The 22,977-nt window shown below is 61.9% G+C and carries 24 protein-coding genes and 1 riboswitch; of the genes, 19 read left to right on the plus strand and 5 right to left on the minus strand.

The annotated features are described in order from the left end of the window. The first annotated feature begins 128 nt into the window (after positions 1 to 128). Positions 129 to 962, plus strand: coding sequence for a nucleoside triphosphate pyrophosphohydrolase (gene mazG / locus LIY45_RS01215; protein ID WP_226475055.1), 834 nt, complete (start codon positions 129 to 131; stop codon positions 960 to 962). 25 nt (positions 963 to 987) lie between these two features. Continuing rightward, the gene (locus LIY45_RS01220) at positions 988 to 1,533 is read left to right on the plus strand and encodes a DUF2058 domain-containing protein (protein ID WP_017479129.1); all 546 of its coding nucleotides are present in this window, start codon (positions 988 to 990) and stop codon (positions 1,531 to 1,533) included. 231 nt (positions 1,534 to 1,764) lie between these two features. On the opposite strand, the gene LIY45_RS01225 is transcribed toward LIY45_RS01220, so the two are convergent. The 4 genes from LIY45_RS01225 to purM form a co-directional block, all read right to left on the minus strand. Beyond that, on the minus strand, positions 1,765 to 1,953 hold the full coding sequence (locus tag LIY45_RS01225; RefSeq protein WP_008438187.1) for a hypothetical protein: 189 nt from the start codon (positions 1,951 to 1,953) through the stop codon (positions 1,765 to 1,767). 253 nt (positions 1,954 to 2,206) lie between these two features. Next, entirely contained in the window at positions 2,207 to 2,920 is a 714-nt protein-coding gene (locus tag LIY45_RS01230) for a DUF3108 domain-containing protein (protein WP_003210742.1), read from the minus strand. A gap of 8 nt (positions 2,921 to 2,928) precedes the next feature. Next, on the minus strand, positions 2,929 to 3,579 hold the full coding sequence (gene purN / locus LIY45_RS01235) for a phosphoribosylglycinamide formyltransferase (protein ID WP_226475056.1): 651 nt from the start codon (positions 3,577 to 3,579) through the stop codon (positions 2,929 to 2,931). Then, positions 3,579 to 4,637, minus strand: a complete 1,059-nt coding sequence (gene purM, locus LIY45_RS01240) for a phosphoribosylformylglycinamidine cyclo-ligase (protein ID WP_063032448.1) — start codon at positions 4,635 to 4,637, stop codon at positions 3,579 to 3,581. The genes purN and purM overlap by 1 nt, the downstream gene beginning before the upstream one ends. A 360-nt stretch (positions 4,638 to 4,997) precedes the next feature. On the opposite strand from purM, the gene LIY45_RS01245 reads away from it, so the two are divergent. From LIY45_RS01245 to LIY45_RS01265, 5 genes are all read left to right on the plus strand, one after another. Beyond that, positions 4,998 to 6,038: a DUF2066 domain-containing protein gene (locus LIY45_RS01245; RefSeq protein WP_226475057.1), complete on the plus strand. Its 1,041-nt coding sequence runs from the start codon at positions 4,998 to 5,000 to the stop codon at positions 6,036 to 6,038. Positions 6,039 to 6,088: 50 nt separating this feature from the next. Continuing rightward, entirely contained in the window at positions 6,089 to 7,162 is a 1,074-nt protein-coding gene (locus LIY45_RS01250) for an AI-2E family transporter (protein ID WP_226475058.1), read from the plus strand. A 217-nt stretch (positions 7,163 to 7,379) separates the two neighbouring features. Next, a complete protein-coding gene (gene hda / locus LIY45_RS01255; RefSeq protein WP_010176467.1) occupies positions 7,380 to 8,084 on the plus strand; it encodes a DnaA regulatory inactivator Hda in 705 nt (234 codons plus the stop codon). A 213-nt stretch (positions 8,085 to 8,297) separates the two neighbouring features. Continuing rightward, complete coding sequence (locus tag LIY45_RS01260; RefSeq protein WP_003210748.1) at positions 8,298 to 8,927, plus strand: NlpC/P60 family protein; 630 nt, start codon at positions 8,298 to 8,300, stop codon at positions 8,925 to 8,927. A gap of 144 nt (positions 8,928 to 9,071) precedes the next feature. Next, positions 9,072 to 9,614: a C40 family peptidase gene (locus LIY45_RS01265; RefSeq protein ID WP_003210749.1), complete on the plus strand. Its 543-nt coding sequence runs from the start codon at positions 9,072 to 9,074 to the stop codon at positions 9,612 to 9,614. 133 nt (positions 9,615 to 9,747) lie between these two features. On the opposite strand, the gene LIY45_RS01270 is transcribed toward LIY45_RS01265, so the two are convergent. After that, positions 9,748 to 11,061 (minus strand): sorbosone dehydrogenase family protein, encoded by a 1,314-nt coding sequence (locus LIY45_RS01270; RefSeq protein WP_226475059.1) that lies wholly within the window; start codon positions 11,059 to 11,061, stop codon positions 9,748 to 9,750. Positions 11,062 to 11,159: 98 nt separating this feature from the next. Then, positions 11,160 to 11,397: riboswitch (cobalamin riboswitch) on the plus strand. A gap of 79 nt (positions 11,398 to 11,476) precedes the next feature. Between LIY45_RS01270 and cobO the strand changes: the two genes are divergently transcribed. From cobO to LIY45_RS01330, 12 genes are all read left to right on the plus strand, one after another. After that, a complete protein-coding gene (gene cobO / locus LIY45_RS01275) occupies positions 11,477 to 12,088 on the plus strand; it encodes a cob(I)yrinic acid a,c-diamide adenosyltransferase (protein ID WP_003210751.1) in 612 nt (203 codons plus the stop codon). Then, positions 12,085 to 13,476: a cobyrinate a,c-diamide synthase gene (locus tag LIY45_RS01280; protein ID WP_226475060.1), complete on the plus strand. Its 1,392-nt coding sequence runs from the start codon at positions 12,085 to 12,087 to the stop codon at positions 13,474 to 13,476. The genes cobO and LIY45_RS01280 overlap by 4 nt, the downstream gene beginning before the upstream one ends. Beyond that, positions 13,473 to 14,123, plus strand: coding sequence for a 5,6-dimethylbenzimidazole synthase (gene bluB / locus LIY45_RS01285; protein WP_017479120.1), 651 nt, complete (start codon positions 13,473 to 13,475; stop codon positions 14,121 to 14,123). The genes LIY45_RS01280 and bluB overlap by 4 nt, the downstream gene beginning before the upstream one ends. Then, complete coding sequence (cbiB, locus tag LIY45_RS01290; protein WP_017479119.1) at positions 14,120 to 15,028, plus strand: adenosylcobinamide-phosphate synthase CbiB; 909 nt, start codon at positions 14,120 to 14,122, stop codon at positions 15,026 to 15,028. The genes bluB and cbiB overlap by 4 nt, the downstream gene beginning before the upstream one ends. Further along, positions 15,021 to 16,010, plus strand: coding sequence for a threonine-phosphate decarboxylase CobD (gene cobD / locus LIY45_RS01295; RefSeq protein WP_017479118.1), 990 nt, complete (start codon positions 15,021 to 15,023; stop codon positions 16,008 to 16,010). Before cbiB ends, cobD begins: the two co-directional genes overlap by 8 nt. Next, entirely contained in the window at positions 16,007 to 17,458 is a 1,452-nt protein-coding gene (locus tag LIY45_RS01300; protein ID WP_226475061.1) for a cobyric acid synthase, read from the plus strand. Before cobD ends, LIY45_RS01300 begins: the two co-directional genes overlap by 4 nt. A gap of 850 nt (positions 17,459 to 18,308) precedes the next feature. Then, positions 18,309 to 18,830, plus strand: coding sequence for a bifunctional adenosylcobinamide kinase/adenosylcobinamide-phosphate guanylyltransferase (cobU, locus tag LIY45_RS01305; RefSeq protein WP_017479115.1), 522 nt, complete (start codon positions 18,309 to 18,311; stop codon positions 18,828 to 18,830). Continuing rightward, positions 18,827 to 19,882: a nicotinate-nucleotide--dimethylbenzimidazole phosphoribosyltransferase gene (cobT, locus tag LIY45_RS01310; protein ID WP_017479114.1), complete on the plus strand. Its 1,056-nt coding sequence runs from the start codon at positions 18,827 to 18,829 to the stop codon at positions 19,880 to 19,882. Before cobU ends, cobT begins: the two co-directional genes overlap by 4 nt. Beyond that, positions 19,879 to 20,454, plus strand: a complete 576-nt coding sequence (gene cobC, locus LIY45_RS01315) for an alpha-ribazole phosphatase family protein (RefSeq protein ID WP_226475062.1) — start codon at positions 19,879 to 19,881, stop codon at positions 20,452 to 20,454. Before cobT ends, cobC begins: the two co-directional genes overlap by 4 nt. 2 nt (positions 20,455 to 20,456) lie before the next feature. Next, complete coding sequence (locus tag LIY45_RS01320) at positions 20,457 to 21,185, plus strand: adenosylcobinamide-GDP ribazoletransferase (RefSeq protein ID WP_017479112.1); 729 nt, start codon at positions 20,457 to 20,459, stop codon at positions 21,183 to 21,185. Between the two features lie 42 nt (positions 21,186 to 21,227). After that, entirely contained in the window at positions 21,228 to 21,632 is a 405-nt protein-coding gene (locus tag LIY45_RS01325) for a MarR family winged helix-turn-helix transcriptional regulator (protein ID WP_226475063.1), read from the plus strand. Between the two features lie 62 nt (positions 21,633 to 21,694). Further along, on the plus strand, positions 21,695 to 22,894 hold the full coding sequence (locus tag LIY45_RS01330) for an MFS transporter (protein ID WP_017479109.1): 1,200 nt from the start codon (positions 21,695 to 21,697) through the stop codon (positions 22,892 to 22,894). Positions 22,895 to 22,977: the final 83 nt, after the last annotated feature.

Here is a 22,977-nt window from a genome sequence, read left to right on the forward strand (position 1 = left end):
TGTGGGAGCGGGCTTGCTCGCGAAGGCGGTGCGTCTGTCAACTATCAGGCAACTGACACGACGCCTTCGCGAGCAAGCCCGCTCCCACAGTTGATCTTCAGCGTTCCCACTTCTGCGGAAAGAGACTGATGTATTCACTTGAAGACCTGCTGCACCTGATGAACCGCCTGCGCGACCCGCAATACGGTTGCCCGTGGGACATCAAGCAAACCTACGCCACCATCGTCCCCCACACCCTGGAAGAAGCCTACGAAGTCGCCGATGCCATCGAACGCGGGGATTTTGATCACCTGCAAGGTGAGCTGGGCGACCTGTTGTTCCAGGTGGTGTATTACAGCCAGCTGGCGCGGGAAGAAGGGCGCTTTGAATTTGCCGGGGTGATCGACAGCATTACCCGCAAGCTGATTCGCCGTCACCCGCATGTGTTCCCCACCGGCGACTTGTATGCGCCGCTGGACATCCCGCAGTTGAGCGAAGCACAGGTCAAGGAACGCTGGGAGCAGATCAAGGCCGAGGAGCGTGAGGAAAAATCCGACGCACCGGAGCAACTGTCCTTGCTGGACGATGTGCCCACAGCCTTGCCCGCGCTTTCCCGTGCCGCCAAATTGCAAAAGCGCGCCGGGCAGGTGGGGTTCGACTGGCCGGCCGCGTTGCCGGTGGTGGATAACGTACGCGAAGAGCTGGATGAAGTGCTGGAGGCCATGGCCGATAACGACCCGGTAGCCATCGCGGATGAGGTAGGCGACCTGCTGTTTGCGGCGGTCAACCTGGCCCGTCACCTCCAGGTCGACCCGGAAGCGGCCTTGCGTTTAGCCAACGCCAAATTCGAACGACGTTTCCGATTTATCGAACAGGCATTGCGCGACACACGCCAATCCATAGAAGATTGCACCCTCGAAGAGTTGGACGCCCTGTGGGGCGAAGCCAAACGCCAGGAAAAGAATCTGTCCAGCTGCGGCTGAGCCGTTGCCCAAGTGAGTAAGCACCATGAGCATTTCCCTTCGCGACCAGTTGCTCAAAGCAGGCCTGGTCAACCAAAAGCAGGCCAAGCAGGTCGGCAAAGAGAAACAGAAACAGCAGCGCCTGGTGCATAAAGGCCAGGTCGCAGCCGACGATAGCCAGGCGCGCCTGGCCATTGAAGCCCATGCCGAGAAGGTCAAGCGTGACCAGGAGCTGAACCGTCAGCAGCAGGAAAAAGCCGAGGCCAAGGCCCGTGTTGCCCAGGTCAAGCAACTGATCGAAACTTCGCGCCTGCCCAAGCTGACCACTGAGGACTACTACAACTTCGTGGACGACAAGAAGGTCAAGCGCCTGTCGGTCAACACGCTGATGCGTAACAAGCTGAGCAACGGCTCCCTGGCGATCGTGCATCACGGTGGCGGTTACGAGGTGATCCCGCGCGAAGCCGCGCTGAAGATCCAGGAGCGGGCGCCGGAGCGTATCGTCCAGATGAACGTCCTGACCGAAAGCCAGGTGCCGGATGAGGATGATCCGTACGCCGCCTACCAGATCCCTGATGACCTGATGTGGTAAGGCGTTAGAAACCACATTGTGGCAGGGAGCTTGTTGTGGTGAGGGAGCTTGCTGTGGTGAGTGAGCTTGCTGTGGCGAGGGAGCTTGCTCCCGCTGGGGCGCGAAGCGCCCCCAAAACCCCAACCCCCAAAACCCCAACCCCCAAAAACACAAACCCCGCTCAAAAGGCGGGGTTTGTGTTTATAGACACTCCAGCTGCGTGGGGCTGGCTATCTACAGGATTTCAGAGTTTCAGGAGCTTTGCGCCTGGCGTTTCATCTCAAGGGTCTCGAGCTCGTTTTTATAATTATGAGCTTCGGTCTCGTCGTGAAACATGCCGACCAGCAGGTCTTGCTGGTGTACATCCCAGATGTGAATCCCGTGGGCTACTGCTTCATGGGACATATGTTCATCGTCGCGTTCAGTTACTTTTACAGTCATCTGCTTGCTCCAATCTCTGGTTGATCTGCGGCAAGGCGTCGCAGGCCTTTGTTATATGATTTGTTAGCTTGCTAAGTAAATAACCAGGAATTGCAACACACCTTTACAGGATTTGCAGTAATCGCCCGAGCCCACGGAAACCGCGACATTGCGTCGCAGGGCGCTGAGTTATATGACAAAAGTTTCATGTTGGCGTCAGGCGACAGGCGAAAAAAAGCCCCGCATGCGCGGGGCTCTTTCACTGGGCTGAGGATCAGCTGCCTTTGACAGCCTTGCCGTCAACGGTACCGTCTTGCAGCATGATGTTGTATTCCTTGCCGTCGGTCTCGACCTGGCGCAGGGCAACCAGGATGCCGCCCCAGTCCTTGGCAAACCACATTTGGGTAATGCGCTTGCTTTGAGTCGGGTCACGCACGCGCTCGACCTTGATTGCATCGATGGAGCCGGCTTTGGTCTGGACCTTTTCCGGGCCGATCACGCGGAAGTCGTAGGTGTCGACATCAGTGCCTTCGACGACGTTGTAGCTCATGCTTTTCTTGCCGGCGGCAACATCGCGCTGCAATGCCAACTGGTAGGTCGACTTATCGAGCATGCCGCTTTGAAGGGCCACGTTGACCGGGTCCTTGTTTTCAAAGCCGGTGACTTTCTTGGCCGTCTGATCGAAGTCGAGGTTGATCTTCTTCGTCTTGCCGAGGCCGCCGCGTTCGAAGGTGTAGCTCACCGGCTGCAGGGCATCTTTGTCGAAGCGAATCACGCTGGTTTCAGTCAGGCTGGCGATCATCATGGAAGCCTTGAAATTCAAGGTCCAGCTGCCGTTGTCATTCTTGGTCAGGCTACGTTCTGCCGAACCACTCATGGGCAACTGTTTCCAGTCGGCGGTGTAGCTCGCGGAGAAAGGGTGAAGGTCTGCCGCTTGTACGGCAGGCAAGGCGAACAGCGCAAAGGCGAAAAGCAGGGCGCGACGCATAAAGTCTCCTAGGTTCGAATCAAGTGGCCGCTGGCCGCAAGTAACTGACCGTCCAATAATGCACCGTGGTCGCCAAGAATCAACCGCCCCTCAGCGAACCAGCGAACAGCCAGCGGGTAAATCCTGTGTTCCTGGGTGTGAACCCGTTGCGCAAGCGTCTGCGCAGAGTCCGCAGACTCTACCGGAACTACTGCCTGTACGACCAGAGGCCCGCCATCGAGTTCCTCGGTAACAAAGTGCACGCTGCAGCCGTGCTCGGTGTCGCCGGCCTCCAGGGCGCGCTGGTGGGTGTGTAACCCTTTGTATTTGGGCAGCAGGGACGGGTGGATATTCAGCAGTCGCCCGTTGTAGTGGCGCACGAAGTCAGCGCTGAGAATGCGCATGAAGCCGGCCAGTACCACGAGCTTGGGATTGAAGGCGTCGATCAGTTTGATCAAGGCGCTGTCGAAAGCCTCGCGACCTTCGAAGGCCTTGTGATCCAGGGAGCGGGTGTCGATACCCGCGTCCCTGGCGCGTTGCAGGCCGTAGGCGTCGCTGCGGTTGGAGATCACCGCAGCGATGCGCACCGGGCTGTCGCCGGTACGCGTGCTGTCGATCAGGGCCTGCAAGTTACTGCCGGTGCCGGAGAGCAGCACCACGACATCACAGGTCTGGGACATCAATGAGCCTTGAGGTTCTTCAGTTCAACCTGGGCAGCGCCTTCTGGGGCGGTAGCGATCTGGCCGATGACCCAAGGCTGCTCGCCGGCTTCACGCAGGACGTTCAGCGCGGTTTCAACGTGCTCTTGAGCCACGCAGATGACCATGCCCACGCCGCAGTTCAGCACGCGGTGCATCTCGGTTTCGTTGACGTTGCCTTTCTCTTGCAGCCAGTCGAAGACCGCCGGGCGCTGCCAGCTGGCCACGTCGACAATCGCCTGGGCGCCTTTAGGCAGTACGCGCGGGATGTTGTCCAGCAGGCCGCCACCGGTGATGTGGGCCATGGCCTTGACCGCGCCGGTGTCCTTGATCAGCTTGAGCAACGGCTTCACGTAGATGCGGGTCGGGGCCATCAGCAGGTCGGTCAACGGCTTGCCGTCGAGCTGGATGGTTTCGATATCGGCGCCGGACACTTCGATGATCTTGCGGATCAGCGAGTAGCCGTTGGAGTGCGGGCCGGACGATGGCAGGGCCAGCAGGGCGTCACCGGCGGCGACTTTGGAGCCGTCGATGATTTCGGATTTTTCGACAACGCCGACGCAGAAACCGGCCAGGTCGTAGTCTTCGCCTTCGTACATGCCTGGCATTTCAGCGGTTTCGCCGCCGACCAGGGAGCAGCCGGACAGTTCGCAGCCAGCGCCAATGCCGGTAACCACCTGGGTTGCGGTCTCGACGTTGAGCTTGCCGGTGGCGTAGTAGTCAAGGAAGAACAGTGGCTCGGCGCCGCACACCACCAGATCGTTCACACACATGGCAACCAGGTCGATGCCGATGCTGTCGTGCTTGTTCAGGTTCAGTGCCAGGCGCAGCTTGGTGCCCACACCGTCGGTGCCGGAGACCAATACAGGCTGCTTGTAGCCGGCCGGGATCTCGCAGAGGGCGCCAAAACCGCCCAGGCCGCCCATGACTTCGGGGCGCGCAGTGCGCTTGGCGACGCTCTTGATGCGTTCGACCAATGCTTCACCGGCGTCGATGTCTACACCGGCGTCCTTGTAGCTCAGGGAGGGTTGCTTGCTCATGATCCAGGCCTTTAGGGGGGATTCAGGGGTAACGACCGAATGCGGCGGGTATACCGAAACCTGAAGTTTCAGCATGGCCTGCCATTGACGGTCTGCGAAGGCGCGCGATTTTATCAGGCTTGAGGGGCAGCGGCCATCCTCGGGCCGACGGGCAGGGACAATAGCTGTTAAAAAAATCGCTAATCGAGTCGGTCACGGGCCGTATTAAGGTATAGCCTTTAACTCGCTATCGTTATGACAGTACAAAAACTTACCGAGACCCTGTGAATGTTTTGCCGGTCGCTGTGGTCACAGCCTTGCTCAACAGTGTTCACGCGGTCTGTTCCAACCGCTTATTTTGCCGTTCGGGAATCTTCTTTCATGGGTCTGAGTAAATACTTTTTTGTGGGCTGTTTGTCGTTGGTCAGCCTGGCGAGTCATGCCGAAACCCTCAATGGCCTCTATCAAGTGCTGGAGCCAGTCAGCAGCCAGTCTCCCCAGGAGCGTGACCAGGCTACCCAGCGTGCCCTGCAAACCCTGGTGATCCGCCTGACCGGCGACGCCAAGGCCGCCGATGGCCCAGGCCTGGCGGCCATTCGTAAGGACCCGCAGCAAATCATCAGCCAGTACGGCTACGACGCAGGCCCTCCCGAAAGCCTGCAGGTGGATTTCGACCCTGTCAGTACCGATCGCGCCCTGCGTGGCGCAGGCCTGGCGCTGTGGGGCAGCAATCGGCCGTCGATCCTTGGTTGGTGGCTGAACGACTCCGTCGACGGCAGCAGCCTGGTAGGCGATGGCCAAGCCGTCGCCCAGCCGTTGCGCCGCGCGGCCCAGCACCGTGGCTTGCCGCTGCGCCTGCCGTTGGGTGATTTGGACGAACAAATCGTCGCCACCGCTCCGAATCTTGAAAGCCCCGACGCCACGCCACTGCGTGCCGCGTCCGAACGTTATGGCGCCGACGCCTTGCTGGCGGTGCATGCCCGCGAAGACGGTGGCCAATGGTCGGCCAAGTGGCGCCTGTGGTTGGGCGATAAAAGTGAGCAGGGCACCGCCACCGGTACTGACACCGCCGCGCTGGCCGACGCCGTGCTGCTGGCCGTCAGCGAACGCCTGGCCCCGCGCTTTGCGGTCAAGGCCGGCGCTGCCATCAGCGATCAGTTGCTGGAAGTGCAGGGCATGAACCTGGAGCATTACGCCGCCCTGGGGCATCTGTTGGAGCCGTTCGGTGCCCAGCCGGTGCGGGTGGATGGCACTCGCATCGTCTATCGTGTAAATGGCAGCGCCGAGCAGTTGCGCACCCAGTTGAGCCTGGCCAAGTTGCAGGAAATCCCGGCGGGTGAAGCGCCGGCTCCGCAGCCGGTGGTGGAAGGTGCACAACCGGCGCCGGTCGAGCCGACGCCGCAACTACGTTTTCATTGGTAAACCTTCCTTCTTATATAGAAGCAGGAAGCAAATAACAGAGGGAAGGGTTTATGGCGGATACGCGTCGTTGGGTGTGGATTGGCGGGGTCGTCCTGCTGTGCGTTTTTGTGTTCCTGCTGCATTCGATCCTGACGCCGTTTCTGGTCGCGTTGCTGCTGGCCTATCTGTTCGATCCCGTGGTGGATCGTCTGGAAAAGATCGGGCTGTCACGTACCTGGGGCGTGGTGGCGGTGTTTGCGTTGTTCACCTTGATCATCACGGCGCTGGTGCTGGTGCTGGTGCCGATGCTGGCCAAGCAGTTGTTCAAGCTCTATGAACTGGCGCCGCAAATGCTCGACTGGCTGCAACACACGGCCATGCCGTGGGCGCAGGCCAAACTGGGGCTGGCAGACGGCTTCTGGAAGTTCGACAAGGTCAAGGCCGCCATCAGTGAGCACATGGGCCAGACCACTGACATCGTCGGCGTGGTGTTGAGCCAGGCCACGGCTTCAAGCCTGGCGCTGATTGGCTGGCTGACCAACCTCGTGCTGATCCCGGTCGTGGCGTTCTACTTGCTGCGGGACTGGGACATCATGATGGCCAAGATCCGCGGCCTGCTGCCGCGCGACCGTGAGGAGCGCATCGTCTCCCTGGCCGAGGAATGTCATGAGGTGCTCGGCGCCTTCGTCCGTGGCCAGTTGCTGGTGATGCTGGCGCTGGGGATCATCTACGCGGCGGGGCTGATGGCTATCGGCCTGGAGCTGGGATTGTTGATCGGCTTGATCGCCGGGCTGGCGGCCATCGTGCCGTATATGGGTTTTGTGATTGGTATCGGCGCGGCGCTGGTGGCCGGATTGTTCCAGTTCCACGGCGACCTGTACCCGATGCTCGGGATTGTCGCGGTGTTCATGGTCGGCCAGGCCCTGGAAGGCATGGTGCTGACGCCGTTGCTGGTGGGTGACCGGATCGGTCTGCACCCGGTGGCAGTGATCTTTGCGATCCTGGCGGGCGGCGAGCTGTTCGGCTTCACCGGGATCCTGCTGGCGCTGCCGGTGGCGGCGGTGATCATGGTGTTGGTGCGCCATGTGCACGACCTGTACAAGGACTCGGACATGTACGCCGGGGTCGAGGATCCGGAGTTATAACCGCAGCATCACAAACCCGGCTCAAGGCCGGGTTTGTCATTTATCGGCTCTGGCGTTTCGCCATTGCGTCAAACAATCTTCACCAAATCCAACAAGTTAACGCAAACCTTTGATTTTGCTTGTGGTCTGCTGCATTGTGCGCCCGGCGTCACGGGTATAAACTTTGCAAACTTTACACAGAGGTCACTAACGGTTCGATTGGAACCGTTCAGTCAGCATGAAACCGATTCAGCTGCCCCTAGGTGTGCGTCTGCGTGACGACGCCACCTTTATCAATTACTACCCAGGCGCCAATGCCGCTGCACTCGGCTATGTCGAGCGGCTCTGCGAAGCCGACGCCGGGTGGACCGAAAGCCTGATCTACCTCTGGGGCAAGGACGGCGTGGGGCGTACCCACTTGTTACAGGCCGCTTGCCTGCGCTTCGAACAGATGGGTGAACCGGCGGTGTACCTGCCGCTGGCGGAGCTGCTGGATCGCGGTATCGAGATCCTCGACAACCTTGAACAATACGAACTGGTGTGCCTGGATGATTTGCAGGCGGTAGCGGGGCGGGCGGATTGGGAAGAGGCGCTGTTCCATCTGTTCAACCGCTTGCGGGACAGCGGCCGGCGTTTGTTGATTGCTGCGTCCACCTCGCCACGTGAGCTGCCGGTGAAGCTGGCGGACTTGAAGTCACGTCTGACCCTGGCGCTGATTTTCCAGATGCGCCCATTGTCCGACGAAGACAAATTGCGTGCCCTGCAACTGCGTGCTTCCCGCCGTGGATTGCACCTGACGGATGAAGTCGGGCATTTTATCCTCACCCGTGGCACCCGCAGCATGAGTGCACTGTTCGACTTGCTCGAACAGCTCGATCAGGCCTCCTTGCAGGCCCAGCGCAAGCTGACCATTCCCTTCCTTAAAGAAACCCTCGGCTGGTAGCCAGCCCTTTAAAATCGGGGCTTTCGGCAAATTCCAGGCGTCAGAAAACCCGCGTTTGGGCCGTTTTGGCCACGCAAATGGGGTCCATGGGGTGTTAAGGGCTTAGATGTCATAGTCCGAACAAGAAGTCACATAGATCACGATTGAATTTGCAAATGGATGTGATAGAAGGCATAGTCTCGGCTTCTTTACACATCAGCCACGGTCGTGCCCATGCTAAATCGCTTCGCACCCCTCGTGCCTCTCGCACTCGTTACCCTGTTGTTTGGTTGCGCCACCCACACTCAAAACGTGGCTGAGCAGCAAAAACCAGTACAGCAGTCCCAGGCAAAATTCGTTGCGTCGCAGTCTTCCACTGTTTATCAGGAAGAGATCGCAACTGAAAAAGAACTCGCCGACTTCGCCGGCGCCAAGCCTTACCAGCTTCCAGTTCTGGCCGACAGCATTCTCGAACGCGGCATGTCCCTGATCGGTACCCGTTACCGTTTCGGCGGTACCTCTGAAGCCGGTTTCGACTGCAGCGGTTTCATCGGCTACCTGTTCCGCGAGGAAGCTGGCATGAATCTGCCGCGCTCCACCCGCGAAATGATCAACGTGGATGCACCGTTGGTCGCACGAAACAACCTCAAGCCCGGTGATCTGCTTTTCTTTAGTACGGCTGGCCGTGGTCGCGTCAGTCACGCCGGTATCTACCTGGGCGACAACCAGTTTATCCACTCCAGCAGCCGCCGCAGCGGTGGTGTGCGAGTCGACAACCTGGGCGACAGCTACTGGAGCAAAACCTTCATCGAAGCCAAGCGCGCCCTGGCGATGGCCCCGACTACCGTTACCGCTAGCAAGTAAAGTTAAAGTGATACTTGAAGTTTGACGTGTAAGCGCTAGAATCCCTGGACATTGTTGTAAATCGATCGCGCGAGCTTTGCTTGCGCGTTCTGTTTTTCAACGTTCGGCAGCGAAAGCCGCATCCAGATCAGGATTGTTCTGCCCATGTCGACCTCGGCCCGCCTAATTCTTCTTGTTTGCGCCGCGCTCCTCAGCGCCTGCGCAAGCCGTCCTCCGCCTGCTCCCGTGGCCGTCAAGCCCAAGCCGGTGTTCAACACCTACGCCACCCAAAGTTTCTCGCCTGCGGCCGAAGACGTGCTTTTTCGTGCGCTGGGCCTGGTCGGCACGCCTTATCGTTGGGGCGGCAACACGCCGGACTCGGGGTTTGATTGCAGTGGCTTGATCGGTTTCGTCTACCGTGACGCGGCGGGCATCTCTCTGCCACGCACCACCCGCGAGCTGATCGTGATGCGCGCCCAGGACGTGAGCGAAAACAACCTGCAGACCGGCGACCTGATCTTCTTCGCCACCGGCGGCGGCTCGCAGGTCAGCCACGCCGGGATCTACGTAGGTGAAGGGCGCTTTGTGCATGCGCCGCAAACCGGCGGTACGGTGAAGCTGGACACATTGTCCAAGGCCTATTGGCAGAACGCCTACCTGAGCGCCAAGCGCGTGTTGCCGGCCGAGCACCTGGCACGAAACCCCTAGGAAAACACGAAACCAAATGTGGGAGCGGGCTTGCTCGCGAATGCAGTGTGTCAGTCACCTGGTTGTCGGCTGATCCACCGTATTCGCGAGCAAGCCCGCTCCCACATTTGTTTTGCGGTGTTTGCGAAGTTGGCTATTTAGCCGCCGACACTCGCCACACCTTGTTCCCCACGTCATCCGCCACCAGCAAATCCCCCTGCTTGTCGATCACCACGCCGACCGGACGGCCCATGGCTTTCTCATCGCTGTTGAGGAAGCCGGTCAGCACATCCACCGGCTGGCCTTTCGGTTTGCCGCCTTCAAACGGCACGAAGATCACCTTGTAGCCACTGTGGGGCTTGCGGTTCCACGAACCATGTTGGCCGATAAACGCGCCATGGCTGAACTGCGCCGGTAACTTGCTGCCCTCGGCAAAGGTCAGTCCCAAGGAAGCTGTGTGCGGACCCACCGCGTAGTCCGGTGCAATCGCCTTGGCCACCAGCTCCGGGTTCTGCGGACTCACGCGCCCATCCACGTGCTGCCCGTAGTAACTGAATGGCCAGCCGTAGAAGGCGCCATCCTTGACCGAGGTGATGTAGTCCGGCACCAGGTCGCTGCCGATTTCATCGCGCTCGTTGACTGCCGTCCATAGCTTGCCGCTTTGCGGTTCCCAGGCCATGCCGTTGGGGTTGCGCAGGCCGGAGGCGAAGATGCGGTGCTGGCCGGTGGCGCGGTCCACTTCCCAGATCGCGGCGCGGCCTTGCTCCGCTTCCAGGCCGTTTTCCCCCACGTTGCTGTTGGAGCCTACGCTGACGTACAGCTTGCTGCCGTCCTTGCTGGCGATCACGTTCTTGGTCCAGTGATGGTTAATGCTGCCGCCTGGCAGGTCGGTGACGGTGGTGCCGGCGTCCTTGATCGAGGTTTCCCCTGGTTGATAAGGGAAGCGCAGCAATTTGTCCGAATCGGCCACATACAGGTCGTTGCCCACCAGTGTCATGCCGAACGGCGAGTTCAGGTGCTCCAGGAACACCGTGCGGGTTTCGGCCACACCGTCGTGGTCGGCGTCCCGCAGCAGGGTGATGCGGTTCGGGCTGGGCACGGCGGCCCCGGCACGGCCCATGACTTTTTCCATCACCCAGCCACGAATGCCCTTGGCATCGTCTGGCTTGGGCGGTGCGTTGGTTTCCGCCACCAGTACATCGCCATTGGGCAGTACGTACAGCCAGCGCGGGTGATCCAGGCCTTCGGCAAACGCGGCCACCTGGGTGCCCGCGGCCGGAGTTGGTTTGACGCCTTCGGGCCAGCCGATGGCCGGGGCGATGTTTACCGTGGGGATCAGGGTTTTATTCGGTTCCGGCAGCTTGGGCGAGGGCCCGGTGCCGTCGGACACTTGCAGGGTAGAGCTTTCGCCACAGGCGGCGAGGGTGCCGGCGACCATGATCAGTAGGGCAAGTCGGGTCTTGTGCATGGTTTTCTCCTTAATACCTGTAGGGTAGAGGCGTGTAGCGGCTCGATGGTTCACGCGCATGTCCGGCTTTAATTGACGCTCCACCCCCAACCCACTAACCTTCGCGGCTTGTTTCAGGTGCTCTGTGGCGTACGCGTCGACTGAGTGAAACAGGGAAGCCGGTGAGTGAGCGCATTTTTCTACAGTGCCGCCACGATCCCGGCGCTGCCCCCGCAACGGTAAATGAGTCAAGACGGTGCCTTAAGCCACTGTATCGCCCGCGATATGGGAAGGCGCACCCTCGGCATCCAATGCCACTCATGAGCCCGGAGACCGGCCTGATCCATCCAACAGCATCACGGTGGGCGATGCTTGGCTGTCTGTATGTGTCTTTTTCCTGCCCGCCGTTTTTGTCCAGCCCCAACGGAGAGCTGCCATGACTGAATCCCCCGATCGTGACGAACGCCACCTGGCGCGCATGCTGCGCAAAAAAGCCGTGATTGACGAGCGCATTGCCAATTCACCGAACGAGTGCGGGTTGCTGCTGGTGCTCACCGGTAACGGCAAAGGCAAGAGCAGTTCTGCCTTTGGCATGCTGGCGCGGGCCATGGGCCACGGCATGCAGTGCGGCGTGGTGCAGTTCATCAAGGGCCGCAACAGCACCGGCGAAGAACTGTTCTTCCGCCGTTTCCCCGAGCAGGTGCGCTTCCACGTGATGGGCGAAGGCTTCACCTGGGAAACCCAGGACCGTGCGCGCGACATCGTGGCCGCCGAAGCCGCCTGGGCGGTCTCCCGGGAAATGCTGCAGAACCCGGCCATTGGCCTGGTGGTGCTGGATGAGCTGAACATCGCCCTCAAGCACGGCTATCTTGACCTGGACCAGGTACTCAGCGACCTGCAGGCCCGCCCGCCGATGCAACACGTGCTGGTCACCGGCCGTGGCGCGAAACCTGAATTGATCGAAATGGCCGACACCGTGACGGAAATGGGCATGCTCAAGCACGCCTTCCAGGCCGGTATCAAGGCGCAGAAAGGCATCGAACTTTGAATCAGCCCCGTCACTGTCCTGCTGTGCTGATCGCCGCTCCGGCGTCCGGCCAGGGCAAAACCACCGTCACCGCCGCGCTCGCCCGTTTGCACCGTAACCTGGGGCGTAAGGTGCGGGTGTTCAAATGCGGCCCGGACTTTCTCGACCCGATGATCCACGAGCGCGCCAGTGGTGCGCCGGTCTATCAATTGGACATGTGGATGGTCGGCGAGCAGGAAAGTCGCCGGTTGCTGTGGGAAGCGGCGGGGGAAGCCGACCTGATCCTGATCGAAGGCGTGATGGGCCTGTTCGACGGCACGCCCTCCAGCGCCGACCTGGCGCGGCACTTTGGTGTGCCGGTACTTGCGGTGATCGACGGCACGGCCATGGCCCAGACCTTCGGCGCCCTGGCATTGGGCCTGGCGCGTTACCAGCCGGACCTGCCGTTTGCCGGCGTACTGGCCAACCGCGTCGGCACGCTGCGCCATGCGCAACTGCTTGAAGGCAGCCTCACCGAAGGCCTGCGCTGGTACGGCGCACTGTCCCGAGAAACCGGCATCGAGTTGCCCAGCCGCCACCTCGGCCTGGTGCAGGCCAGTGAACTGAACGACCTCGACTTGCGCCTCGACGCCGCCGCCCAGGCCTTGGGCAGCAGTTGCGAGGTAGCGCTGCCACCGCCGGTGGAATTCGCCGCACCCGAGGTGATCGAGACCCAACCGTTGCTGGCCGGCGTGCGCATTGCCGTGGCCCGCGACGAAGCCTTCGCCTTTACCTACGGCGCCAGCCTCGACCTGTTGCGGGCGATGGGCGCCGAACTGTGCTTCTTCTCGCCGATTCGTGACCGCGCATTGCCTGACGCTGACAGCCTCTATCTGCCCGGCGGTTACCCGGAACTGCATCACCAGGCGCTGTCGGAAAATACCGCGATGCTGGACGCCATCCGCGCCCATCACGCTGCGGGTAAACCGCTGCTGGCCGAATGCGGCGGCATGCTCTATCTGCTGGATTCGCTCACCGATGTCGACGGTACCCGTGCCGAACTGGTCGGCCTGCTCCAGGGCGATGCCGTGATGCAAAAGCGCCTGGCGGCACTGGCCCTGCAAAACGTCGAACTGCCAGAAGGCCTGTTGCGCGGCCACACCTACCATCATTCGTTGACCAGCACCGAGTGGCAGCCGATTGCCCGGGGCCTGAGCCCGAATGGTGGGCGTGGCGCCGAGGCGGTTTATCGTCAGGGCCGGATGACGGCGTCCTATGTGCATTTTTACTTCCCGTCCAACCCGACGGCGGTGGCTGCCCTGTTTGCGCCAGGCCTTGAGGCCGCCATCGCGGGCAAGCCCGCTCCCACACTTGACCGAGTTGAAACGCCATCTACGGTGGGAGCGGGCTTGCCCGCGATGAGGCCATGACTGACAACGCCTTTCCGGAAGCCGATCGCGAAGCCGTCTACCGCGCCATCGCCGAACGCCGCGACATGCGCCACTTCAGCGGCGGCGCCGTCGCGCCTGAATTGCTCCACCGCCTGCTGCAAGCCGCCCACCAGGCGCCGAGCGTCGGCTTGATGCAGCCCTGGCGTTTTATCCGCATCAGCGACCGCAACCTGCGCGGCCAGATCCAGCAGTTGGTGGAAGAAGAACGGGTACGCACCGCCGAGGCCCTTGGCGAGCGCTCCGACCAGTTCATGAAGCTCAAGGTCGAAGGCATCAACGACTGCGCCGAAGTACTGGTGGCGGCGTTGATGGACGATCGCGAACGGCATATCTTCGGGCGCCGCACCATGCCGGAAATGGACATGGCGTCGTTGTCCTGTGCGATCCAGAATCTATGGCTGGCAGCCCGCGTCGAAGGGCTGGGCATGGGCTGGGTCTCGCTGTTCGAGCCCCAGGCCCTGGCCGACCTGCTGGGCCTGCCGCCCGGCGCCAAGCCGCTGGCCGTGTTGTGCCTGGGCCCGGTGACCGAGTTCTACCCGGCACCGATGTTGCAGCTCGAAGGCTGGACCGAACCACGGCCACTGAGTGACATGCTGTATGAGAATGTTTGGGGAGTGAGTCAATGAGTGTGGCCTTGCTGAGTGTCGCTGCGGTGGCGCTGGATGCGCTGTTGGGCGAGCCCAGGCGCTGGCATCCGCTGGTGGCGTTCGGCAATTTTGCCGGGCGCATCGAGCAGCGTTTCAACTCCGGCGGCCGTGGCTGGCGCAGCCATGGCGTCACCGCCTGGGTGATCGCGGTGGTGCCGCTGACCCTGTTGGCCACGGCCCTCTCGTGGGCGCCTTACATCGGTTGGGTCCTGGAAATCCTCGCGTTGTATTGCGCCCTCGGCATGCGCAGCCTCGGTGAGCACGTGCTGCCGGTGGCGCAAGCGCTGCGCAGCGATGACCTGGACGAAGCGCGCAAACGCGTCAGCTACCTGGTCAGTCGCCAGACCAGCGAGCTGGACCGCACTGAAGTTGCCCGTGCGGCCACCGAATCGGTGCTGGAAAACGGCAGCGACGCAGTATTTGCCGCCTTGTTCTGGTTTGTGGTCGCTGGCGTGCCCGGCGTGGTGCTCTATCGTCTGAGCAACACCCTGGATGCCATGTGGGGCTATCGCAATGAACGCTTTGAGCGTTTCGGCTGGGCTGCGGCCAAGATCGACGATGTGCTCAACTACATTCCGGCGCGTCTGGTGGCGTTGACCTACGCGCTGCTGGGCAAAAGCCGCCTGGCCCTCAAATGCTGGCGCACCCAGGGCCCGACCTGGGACAGCCCCAATGCCGGCCCGGTGATGGCGGCGGGGGCTGGCGCCCTTGGGGTGGAGCTGGGTGGCGCGGCGATTTATCACGGCGAGCTGCACCAGCGCCCGCAACTGGGCGAAGGGCCGCCCGCGGATGCGGACTCCATCGAGCGCGGCTGGCAACTGGTGCAGCGCGGCGTGTGGCTGTGGTTGCTGATCCTGTGTGTGGGGGCTGAGTTTTATGCTTGAGCACGGTGGCCGCTTGCGCAAGGCGGCGTTGAATTACGGTATTGCAGAGGCCGATTGGCTGGACCTGTCCAGTGGCCTGGCGCCATGGCCGTTTCCGATCCCGGACATCCCACTGCGGGCCTGGGCGCGCCTGCCTGAAACCGATGACGGCCTGGAACAGGCGGCCTGCGAATATTACGGCGCGACCCACGTACTGCCCGTGGCCGGCTCCCAGGCCGCGATCCAGTTATTGCCGCGCCTGCGCCGGACGGGCAAGGTTGGTGTGCTGTCGCCATGTTACGCCGAACACGCCGAAGCCTGGCGTCGCGCCGGGTACATCGTGCGCGAAGTACTGGAGCAGGAAGTCGACTTCTTCCTCGAGAGCCTCGACGTGCTGGTGGTGGTCAACCCCAACAATCCCACCGGCCTGAGCCTGACGCCGCAACGCCTGCTGGACTGGCATGCACGCTTGGCCCAGCGCGGTGGCTGGCTGGTGGTGGATGAGGCCTTTATGGACATCACCCCGCAGTTGAGCCTGGCAAGCCAGGCCCATCAAGTCGGCCTGATCGTGCTGCGCTCGTTCGGCAAGTTCTTCGGCCTGGCTGGCGTGCGGCTGGGGTTCGTGCTGGCTGAGCGCAATCTGCTCAAGCTGCTCGCCGAACAGGTGGGGCCGTGGGCCGTCAGCGGGCCGACGCGGGTGCTTGGGCAAGTGTGCCTGCGCGATACCGTCGGCCATGCGCAACAGCGGCTGCGTTGCGAGTCGGCCAGCCAGCGTCTGTTTGACCTGCTTGAACGCCATGGCTTGCGACCTCAGGGCGGCTGCGGGTTGTTCCAGTGGATGATCACGGACCGGGCAGAACAGCTGCATGAATTCATGGCCCAGCGCGGTATTTTGCTGCGCCTGTTTGTCGACAACAGCAGCTTGCGTTTCGGCCTGCCGGATACCGAGGCCGACTGGTTACGGCTGGAACAGGCGCTGAGCGCCTACAGGGAAGCCTCATGAGTACCTTGATGGTGCAGGGCACCACATCCGACGCGGGCAAAAGCACGTTGGTGACCGCGCTGTGTCGCTGGCTGGTGCGCCAGGGCATCCCGGTGGTGCCCTTCAAGCCGCAGAACATGGCGCTCAACAGCGCCGTGACTCCCGAAGGCGGCGAAATCGGCCGAGCCCAGGCGGTGCAGGCCCAGGCCGCGAACCTGGCGCCCCACACCGACATGAACCCGGTGCTGCTCAAGCCCAACAGCGACACAGGCTCCCAAGTGATTATCCACGGGCGCGCCGTGACCACCATGAACGCCGTGGCTTATCACGATTACAAAGCCATCGCGATGCAGGCGGTGCTGGCCTCTCATGCGCGGTTGAGTGCGGTGTATCCGGTGGTGATGGTCGAGGGCGCGGGTTCGCCGGCCGAGATCAACCTGCGGGCGAATGACATTGCCAACATGGGCTTTGCCGAAGCGGTGGACTGCCCGGTGCTGCTGATTGCCGACATCAATCGCGGCGGGGTGTTTGCGCACCTGGTGGGCACGCTGGAATTGTTGTCACCCACCGAACAGGCGCGGGTCAAAGGCTTCATCATCAATCGCTTTCGCGGCGATCTCGCGCTGTTGCAGCCGGGGCTGGATTGGCTGGAAGCGCGTACGGGCAAGCCGGTGGTGGGGGTGCTGCCGTATGTGATGGATCTGCATCTGGAGGCGGAAGACGGTATCGACCAGCGCCAGATCGACAAGGCGGCGCAAGTGCTCAAGGTGGTGGTGCCGGTATTGCCGCGGATCAGTAATCACACGGATTTTGATCCGTTGCGGTTGCATCCGCAGGTGGATTTGCAGTTTGTGGGGCCGGGGCAGGCGATTCCTGCGGCGGACCTGATTATTTTGCCGGGCTCGAAGAGTGTGCGCAGTGATTTGGCGTATTTGCGGGCCAACGGGTGGGACACGGCGGTGGCGCGGCATCTGCGGTATGGCGGGAAGGTGTTGGGGATTTGTGGTGGGTTGCAGATGCTCGGGGAGCAGGTGCATGACCCGCTTGGGTTGGAAGGGCCTTGCGGTTCGAGTGTGGGGTTGGGGTTGTTGGCGTTCAGTACGACCCTGGAGGAGGAGAAGCAGCTGCGTAATGTGCGAGGGCGGTTGTTGCTGGAGGATGCCGAGGTGAGTGGGTATGAGATCCACGCGGGCGTTACCAGTGGCGCTGGTTTGGTGCGGGCTGCGGTGCAGTTGGACGATGGGCGTCGGGATGGGGCTCAGAGTGAGGATGGGCAGGTTCTTGGGACCTATTTGCATGGGGTGTTTGAGGTTCCGGCGGCCTGTAGTGCTTTGTTGCGTTGGGCGGGGTTGGAAGATGTGCAAGAGGTGGATTATCACGGGTTGCGGGAGCGGGATATTGAGCGGTTGGCGGATTTGGTAGAGCGGCATTTGGATACGGGGTTGTTGCGTTCGTTGTGTGGGGTTTGATTTTTGGATCGTGTGAATATCCGTTATTTAGGTAACTGCGACCTATGGTTCCGCTCTTACAGCGGGTCACTTTTGGCAAACGCCCCAAAAGTAACCAAAAGGTCTTTGCCCCACCACTCGGTGCCTCGCTTAGGCTCGGCATGCCCGCACTCCGGCCCGGTTCCGCGGGCCGCCGCGACGGGCCATCCATGGCCCGGCGCGGCTAAATCGGCATCCTTGCCGATTTACCCGCTCCACCGTGCCTACTTGCGGCCATCGTGGTTAACGGGGCCCGCAGATCAAAATCAAAAACAGATCAAAAGCAGAGCACAGCGGCCTACCGGCCGGCTTGAGTGTTAGAAGCCAGATCAAAAGCCAGAGCGAAAGCAGCTCTGCTTTTCTGTGGGAGCTGGCTTGCCTGCGATGCAGACACCTCGGTGTATCAGGCAGACCCAGTTGATGCTATCGCAGGCAAGCCAGCTCCCACATTTGGACCGTGCCCGCATTAGATTTTGATTTGGCTTTTGCTCTTCAACACTCAAGCCGGCCGGTAGGCCGCTGTGCTTTTGCTTTTGATCTTGATCTTAGGCGCCCCGTTAAACCACGCTGGCCGAACGCAGGCTTTGGATCGTGGGTAACCCGGCAGGACGCCGGGTTAGCCGCGCTGGGCCAAGGATGGCCCATCGCGGCGGCCCACGGTCCAAAGCCGGAGTGAGGGCACACCGAGCCTAGGCGAGGTGCCGAGTGGTGGGGCAAGAGCGTTTTGCTTACTTTTGCGCTTTTCAAAAGTGAGCCGCCGTAAGGGCGGAACCCATATCAGCCGTTACAAAAATAACGGATATACACACAGTCAAAAACAGAGGCACAACCCATGCTCCAGTTGATCCTCGGTGGCGCCCGCTCCGGCAAAAGCCGCCTGGCTGAAAAACTCGCCACCGACAGCGGCCTAAGCGTCACCTACATAGCGACCAGCCAACCCCTGGACGGCGAAATGAACGCACGCATCGCCCACCACCGCGAGCGCCGCCCATCCGAATGGGGCCTGATCGAAGAGCCCATCGAACTGGCCCGTGTCCTCAAGGAAAACGCCAGCCCGAACCATTGCCTGCTGGTCGACTGCCTGACCTTATGGCTCACCAACCTGCTGATGCTCGAAGACCCCGACCGCCTCAACCACGAGCGCGAGGCCCTGCTACAAACCCTGGCCACCCTCCCAGGAGAAATCATTTTTGTCAGCAACGAGACCGGACTGGGTGTCGTCCCGCTGGGCGAATTGACTCGCCGCTATGTCGATGAAGCCGGTTGGCTCCATCAAGCCTTGGCCGAACGCTGTCAGCGCGTTGTCCTGACCGTCGCCGGCCTGCCCCTGACTTTAAAAGGTACTGCGTTATGACCGACACCTGGTGGCTCAACCCCTGCAAAGCAATCGACACCCAAGCCCACGAACACGCCCTGGCCCGCCAGCAGCAATTGACCAAGCCCGCCGGCTCCCTCGGCCAACTGGAAGCCGTGGCCGTTCAACTGGCCGGCCTCCAGGGCCAGGTCAAACCCAGCGTCGACCACCTGTGGATCGCCATCTTCGCCGGCGACCACGGCGTAGTCGCCGAAGGTGTCTCCGCCTTCCCCCAGGAAGTCACCGGCCAGATGCTCCACAACTTCGTCACCGGCGGCGCCGCCATCAGCGTGCTCGCGCGCCAACTGGACGCGAAACTGGAAGTGGTCGACCTCGGCACCATCACCCCCACTTTGAACCTGCCCGGCGTGCGTCACCTCAACATCGGCGCCGGCACCGCCAACTTCGTCAAAGGCCCGGCCATGACCGAGGCCCAGGGCCAACTGGCCCTGCAAGCCGGCCGCGACAGCGTGCACCGCGCCATCGCGAGCGGCGCGCAGCTGTTTATCGGCGGCGAAATGGGCATCGGCAACACTACCGCCGCCAGTGCCCTGGCCTGCGCGCTGCTGGATTGCCAGGTCAGCGACCTGACCGGCCCCGGTACCGGCTTGAACGCTCAGGGTGTCAGCCACAAAGTCGCCGTCATCGAACGCGCCCTGGCGCTGCACGCAGGCGACCGTGATGACGCCCTGAAAACCCTGTTCAACCTCGGTGGTTTTGAAATTGCCGCGCTGGTCGGCGCCTACCTGGCCTGTGCTCAAGAAGGGGTCGTGGTGCTGGTGGATGGTTTTATCTGCACGGTCGCCGCGCTGGTCGCCACGCGGCTGAATCCCGGCTGCCGTGAATGGCTGCTGTTCGGCCATCGTGGTGCCGAGCCCGGCCATCGTCATGTGCTGCAAAGCCTCAATGCCGAACCATTGCTGGAACTCGGCCTGCGCCTGGGCGAAGGCAGTGGCGCCGCGCTGGCCGTGCCGTTGCTGCGCCTGGCCTGCGCGCTGCATGGGCAAATGGCGACCTTCGCCGAAGCGGCCGTGGCGGACCGCCCGGCATGACCTTGCACCTGGACCTGTTGCGCCACGGCGAAACCGAACTGGGCGGCGGCTTGCGCGGCAGCCTGGACGATGCGCTCACGGCCAAGGGCTGGGAGCAGATGCGTGGGGCGGTAGCGGAACAGGGCCCTTGGGACAGACTGGTCAGCTCGCCGCTGCAACGGTGTGCGCGGTTTGCTGATGAGCTGGGCGCGCGTCTGAAGCTGCCGGTCAGCCTGGAAAAAGACCTGCAGGAGCTACACTTCGGCGCCTGGGAAGGGCAGAGCGCCGCAGCCTTGATGGAAACCGACGCCGACGCGTTGGGGCTGTTCTGGGCTGACCCCTACCGTTTCACGCCGCCGCAGGGCGAGCCGGTGTCGCAGTTCTCCGCGCGTATATTGGGTGCCGTCGCGCGCTTGCATCAAGCCTATGACGGCCAGCGAGTGCTGCTGATCAGCCACGGCGGGGTCATGCGTTTGCTGTTGGCTCAGGCGCGCGGTTTGCCGCGTGAGCAACTGTTGAATGTTGAAGTGGGCCACGGTGGCCTGTTCAGCCTGCAGGTCGAGGCTGATGGTGTTTTAAGGGAAGGACTCTGAGCATGTTGCCGTTCTGGATCGCCTTGCAGTTTCTCAGCAGCCTGCCGATTCGCTTGCCCGGTATGCCGCAGCCGCAGGAGCTGGGGCGGTCGTTGCTGTTTTATCCGCTGGTGGGGCTGCTGTTCGGGCTGCTGCTGTGGGGCCTGAACGCGGTGTTGATGGGCGCGCCATTGCTGCTGCACGCCGCGCTGTTGTTGACTGCGTGGGTGTTGCTCAGCGGCGGCTTGCACCTGGACGGCCTGGCCGACAGTGCCGATGCCTGGCTCGGTGGCTTCGGCGATCGCGAGCGCACCCTGACCATCATGAAAGACCCGCGCAGCGGGCCGATCGCGGTGGTCACCCTGGGCCTGGTGCTGTTGCTCAAGTTCACCGCGCTGGTGGCGTTGATTGAACAGCATAACGGCGCCGCGCTGATCCTCGCACCGTTGATTGGTCGCGCTTCGATGCTGGCGCTGTTTCTCACCACACGCTATGTGCGCGCCGGTGGGTTGGGGCAGGCCTTGGCGGACCATTTGCCACGGATCGTCGGCCAACAGGTGCTGATCCTCAGCGGCCTGGCGTGTATCTTGATCGGCGGTTTCAGCGGCGGGATTGCCGTGTTGCTGGCGGCGCTTTGCTTTATCGGCGTGCGCCAGCTGATGGTTAATCGCCTCGGCGGCACCACCGGCGACACCGCCGGTGCGCTGTTGGAGCTATTGGAGGTTGCGGTGTTGGTCGGTCTGGCGCTGTAACAGTTTCTTGCATTTCATTAATCCCGGGTATATACACGCTCTATGCTTGCTTCCCAATGTTTATGCACTAACCTGCGTCGCGCCGCTCGTGGCGTCAGCAGGCATTACGACGGCGCTCTCGACGGCTTCGGGATCAACGTTGCCCAGTATTCTTTGCTGTGTAATCTGCAGCGCCTTGATCAACCGAGCATTTCCAGTCTGGCCGACGCCATGGGCCTGGATCGCAGCACGCTGGGGCGTAATTTGCGGGTGCTGGAGGGGGAGGGCCTGGTGCAACTGGTGGAGGGGGATGACCTGCGCAACCGCCTGGTCCTGCTCACCGAGGCAGGTAACGAACGGCTTGCGGCGGCATTGCCGGCCTGGGAGACGGCGCAGCAGAAATTGATCGATAAGTTGGGCGCCGAAAAGCGCGAAACCCTGTTGGCCTTGCTGGATGAACTCGCTTAACGCGAGTTTTTTCGATGACAAGCGGGTATATACCCGTGAGCGGAGAATAAGAAATGACCTCGATGTGGCGCACCAGCGGTTGGATTCTTGTGGGGAGTGCGCTGATTCTCGCGTTGTCCTTGGGCGTGCGGCATGGCTTTGGCCTGTTCCTGGCGCCCATGAGTGCCGAATTCGGCTGGGGCCGTGAAACCTTTGCCTTTGCCATTGCCCTGCAAAACCTGATCTGGGGCCTGGCGCAGCCATTTACCGGCGCCCTGGCCGACCGCTTCGGTGCGGCCAAGGTGGTGATGATTGGTGGTGTGCTGTATGCCCTGGGCCTGGTGTTCATGGGCTTGTCGGATTCAGCGTGGTCGCTGTCTCTGAGTGCCGGGTTGCTGATCGGTATCGGCCTGTCGGGCACCTCGTTCTCGGTGATCCTTGGCGTCGTGGGCCGCGCCGTGGCGCCGGAAAAACGCAGCATGGCCATGGGCATCGCCAGCGCCGCCGGTTCCTTCGGCCAGTTCGCCATGTTGCCAGGCACCCTGGGTTTGATCGGCTGGCTTGGCTGGTCTGCCGCGTTGCTGGTGCTGGGGCTGATGGTGGCGCTGATCGTGCCATTGGTGACCATGCTCAAGGACCGTCCGCTGCCCGCGGTAGCCGGTCAACAGACCCTGCGCGAAGCCTTGGGTGAAGCCTGCTCCCATTCGGGGTTCTGGCTGTTGGCGTTTGGGTTCTTCGTCTGCGGTTTCCAGGTGGTGTTTATCGGCGTGCACTTGCCTTCGTACCTGGTGGACCAGCACTTGCCGGCTTCCGTGGGCACCACGGTGCTGGCATTGATCGGCCTGTTTAATATCTTCGGCACGTATACGGCGGGATGGCTCGGCGGGCGTATGTCCAAGCCGCGCCTGTTGACCGGTTTGTACCTGCTGCGGGCGGTGGTGATTGTGATCTTCCTGTGGGCGCCCGTGACGCAAACCAGCGCTTACCTGTTTGGCATGGCCATGGGCTTCTTGTGGCTGTCCACGGTGCCGCTGACCAACGGCACGGTCGCGACCTTGTTTGGTGTCAGAAACCTTTCCATGCTCGGTGGGATCGTGTTCCTGTTCCATCAACTGGGTTCGTTCCTCGGGGGCTGGTTGGGCGGGGTGGTCTATGATCGAACTGGTAACTACGATTTGATCTGGCAGGTGGCAATCGTTCTGAGCCTGGTGGCAGCGGCGCTGAACTGGCCGGTGCGCGAGCGCCCGGTGGCACGTTTGCAGACGCAAATGGGGGTGGCATGAATTCGACCTGGCATTGGCTCGGCGCAGCAGGAGCAGGGGTCTTGCTGCTGTTGGCGTGGTGGGGCTGGCAACAGGGCGGCCTG

Source organism: Pseudomonas sp. MWU16-30323, from assembly GCF_020515595.1.
In the GTDB taxonomy this organism is placed as follows: Bacteria; Pseudomonadota; Gammaproteobacteria; order Pseudomonadales; family Pseudomonadaceae; genus Aquipseudomonas; species Aquipseudomonas yamanorum.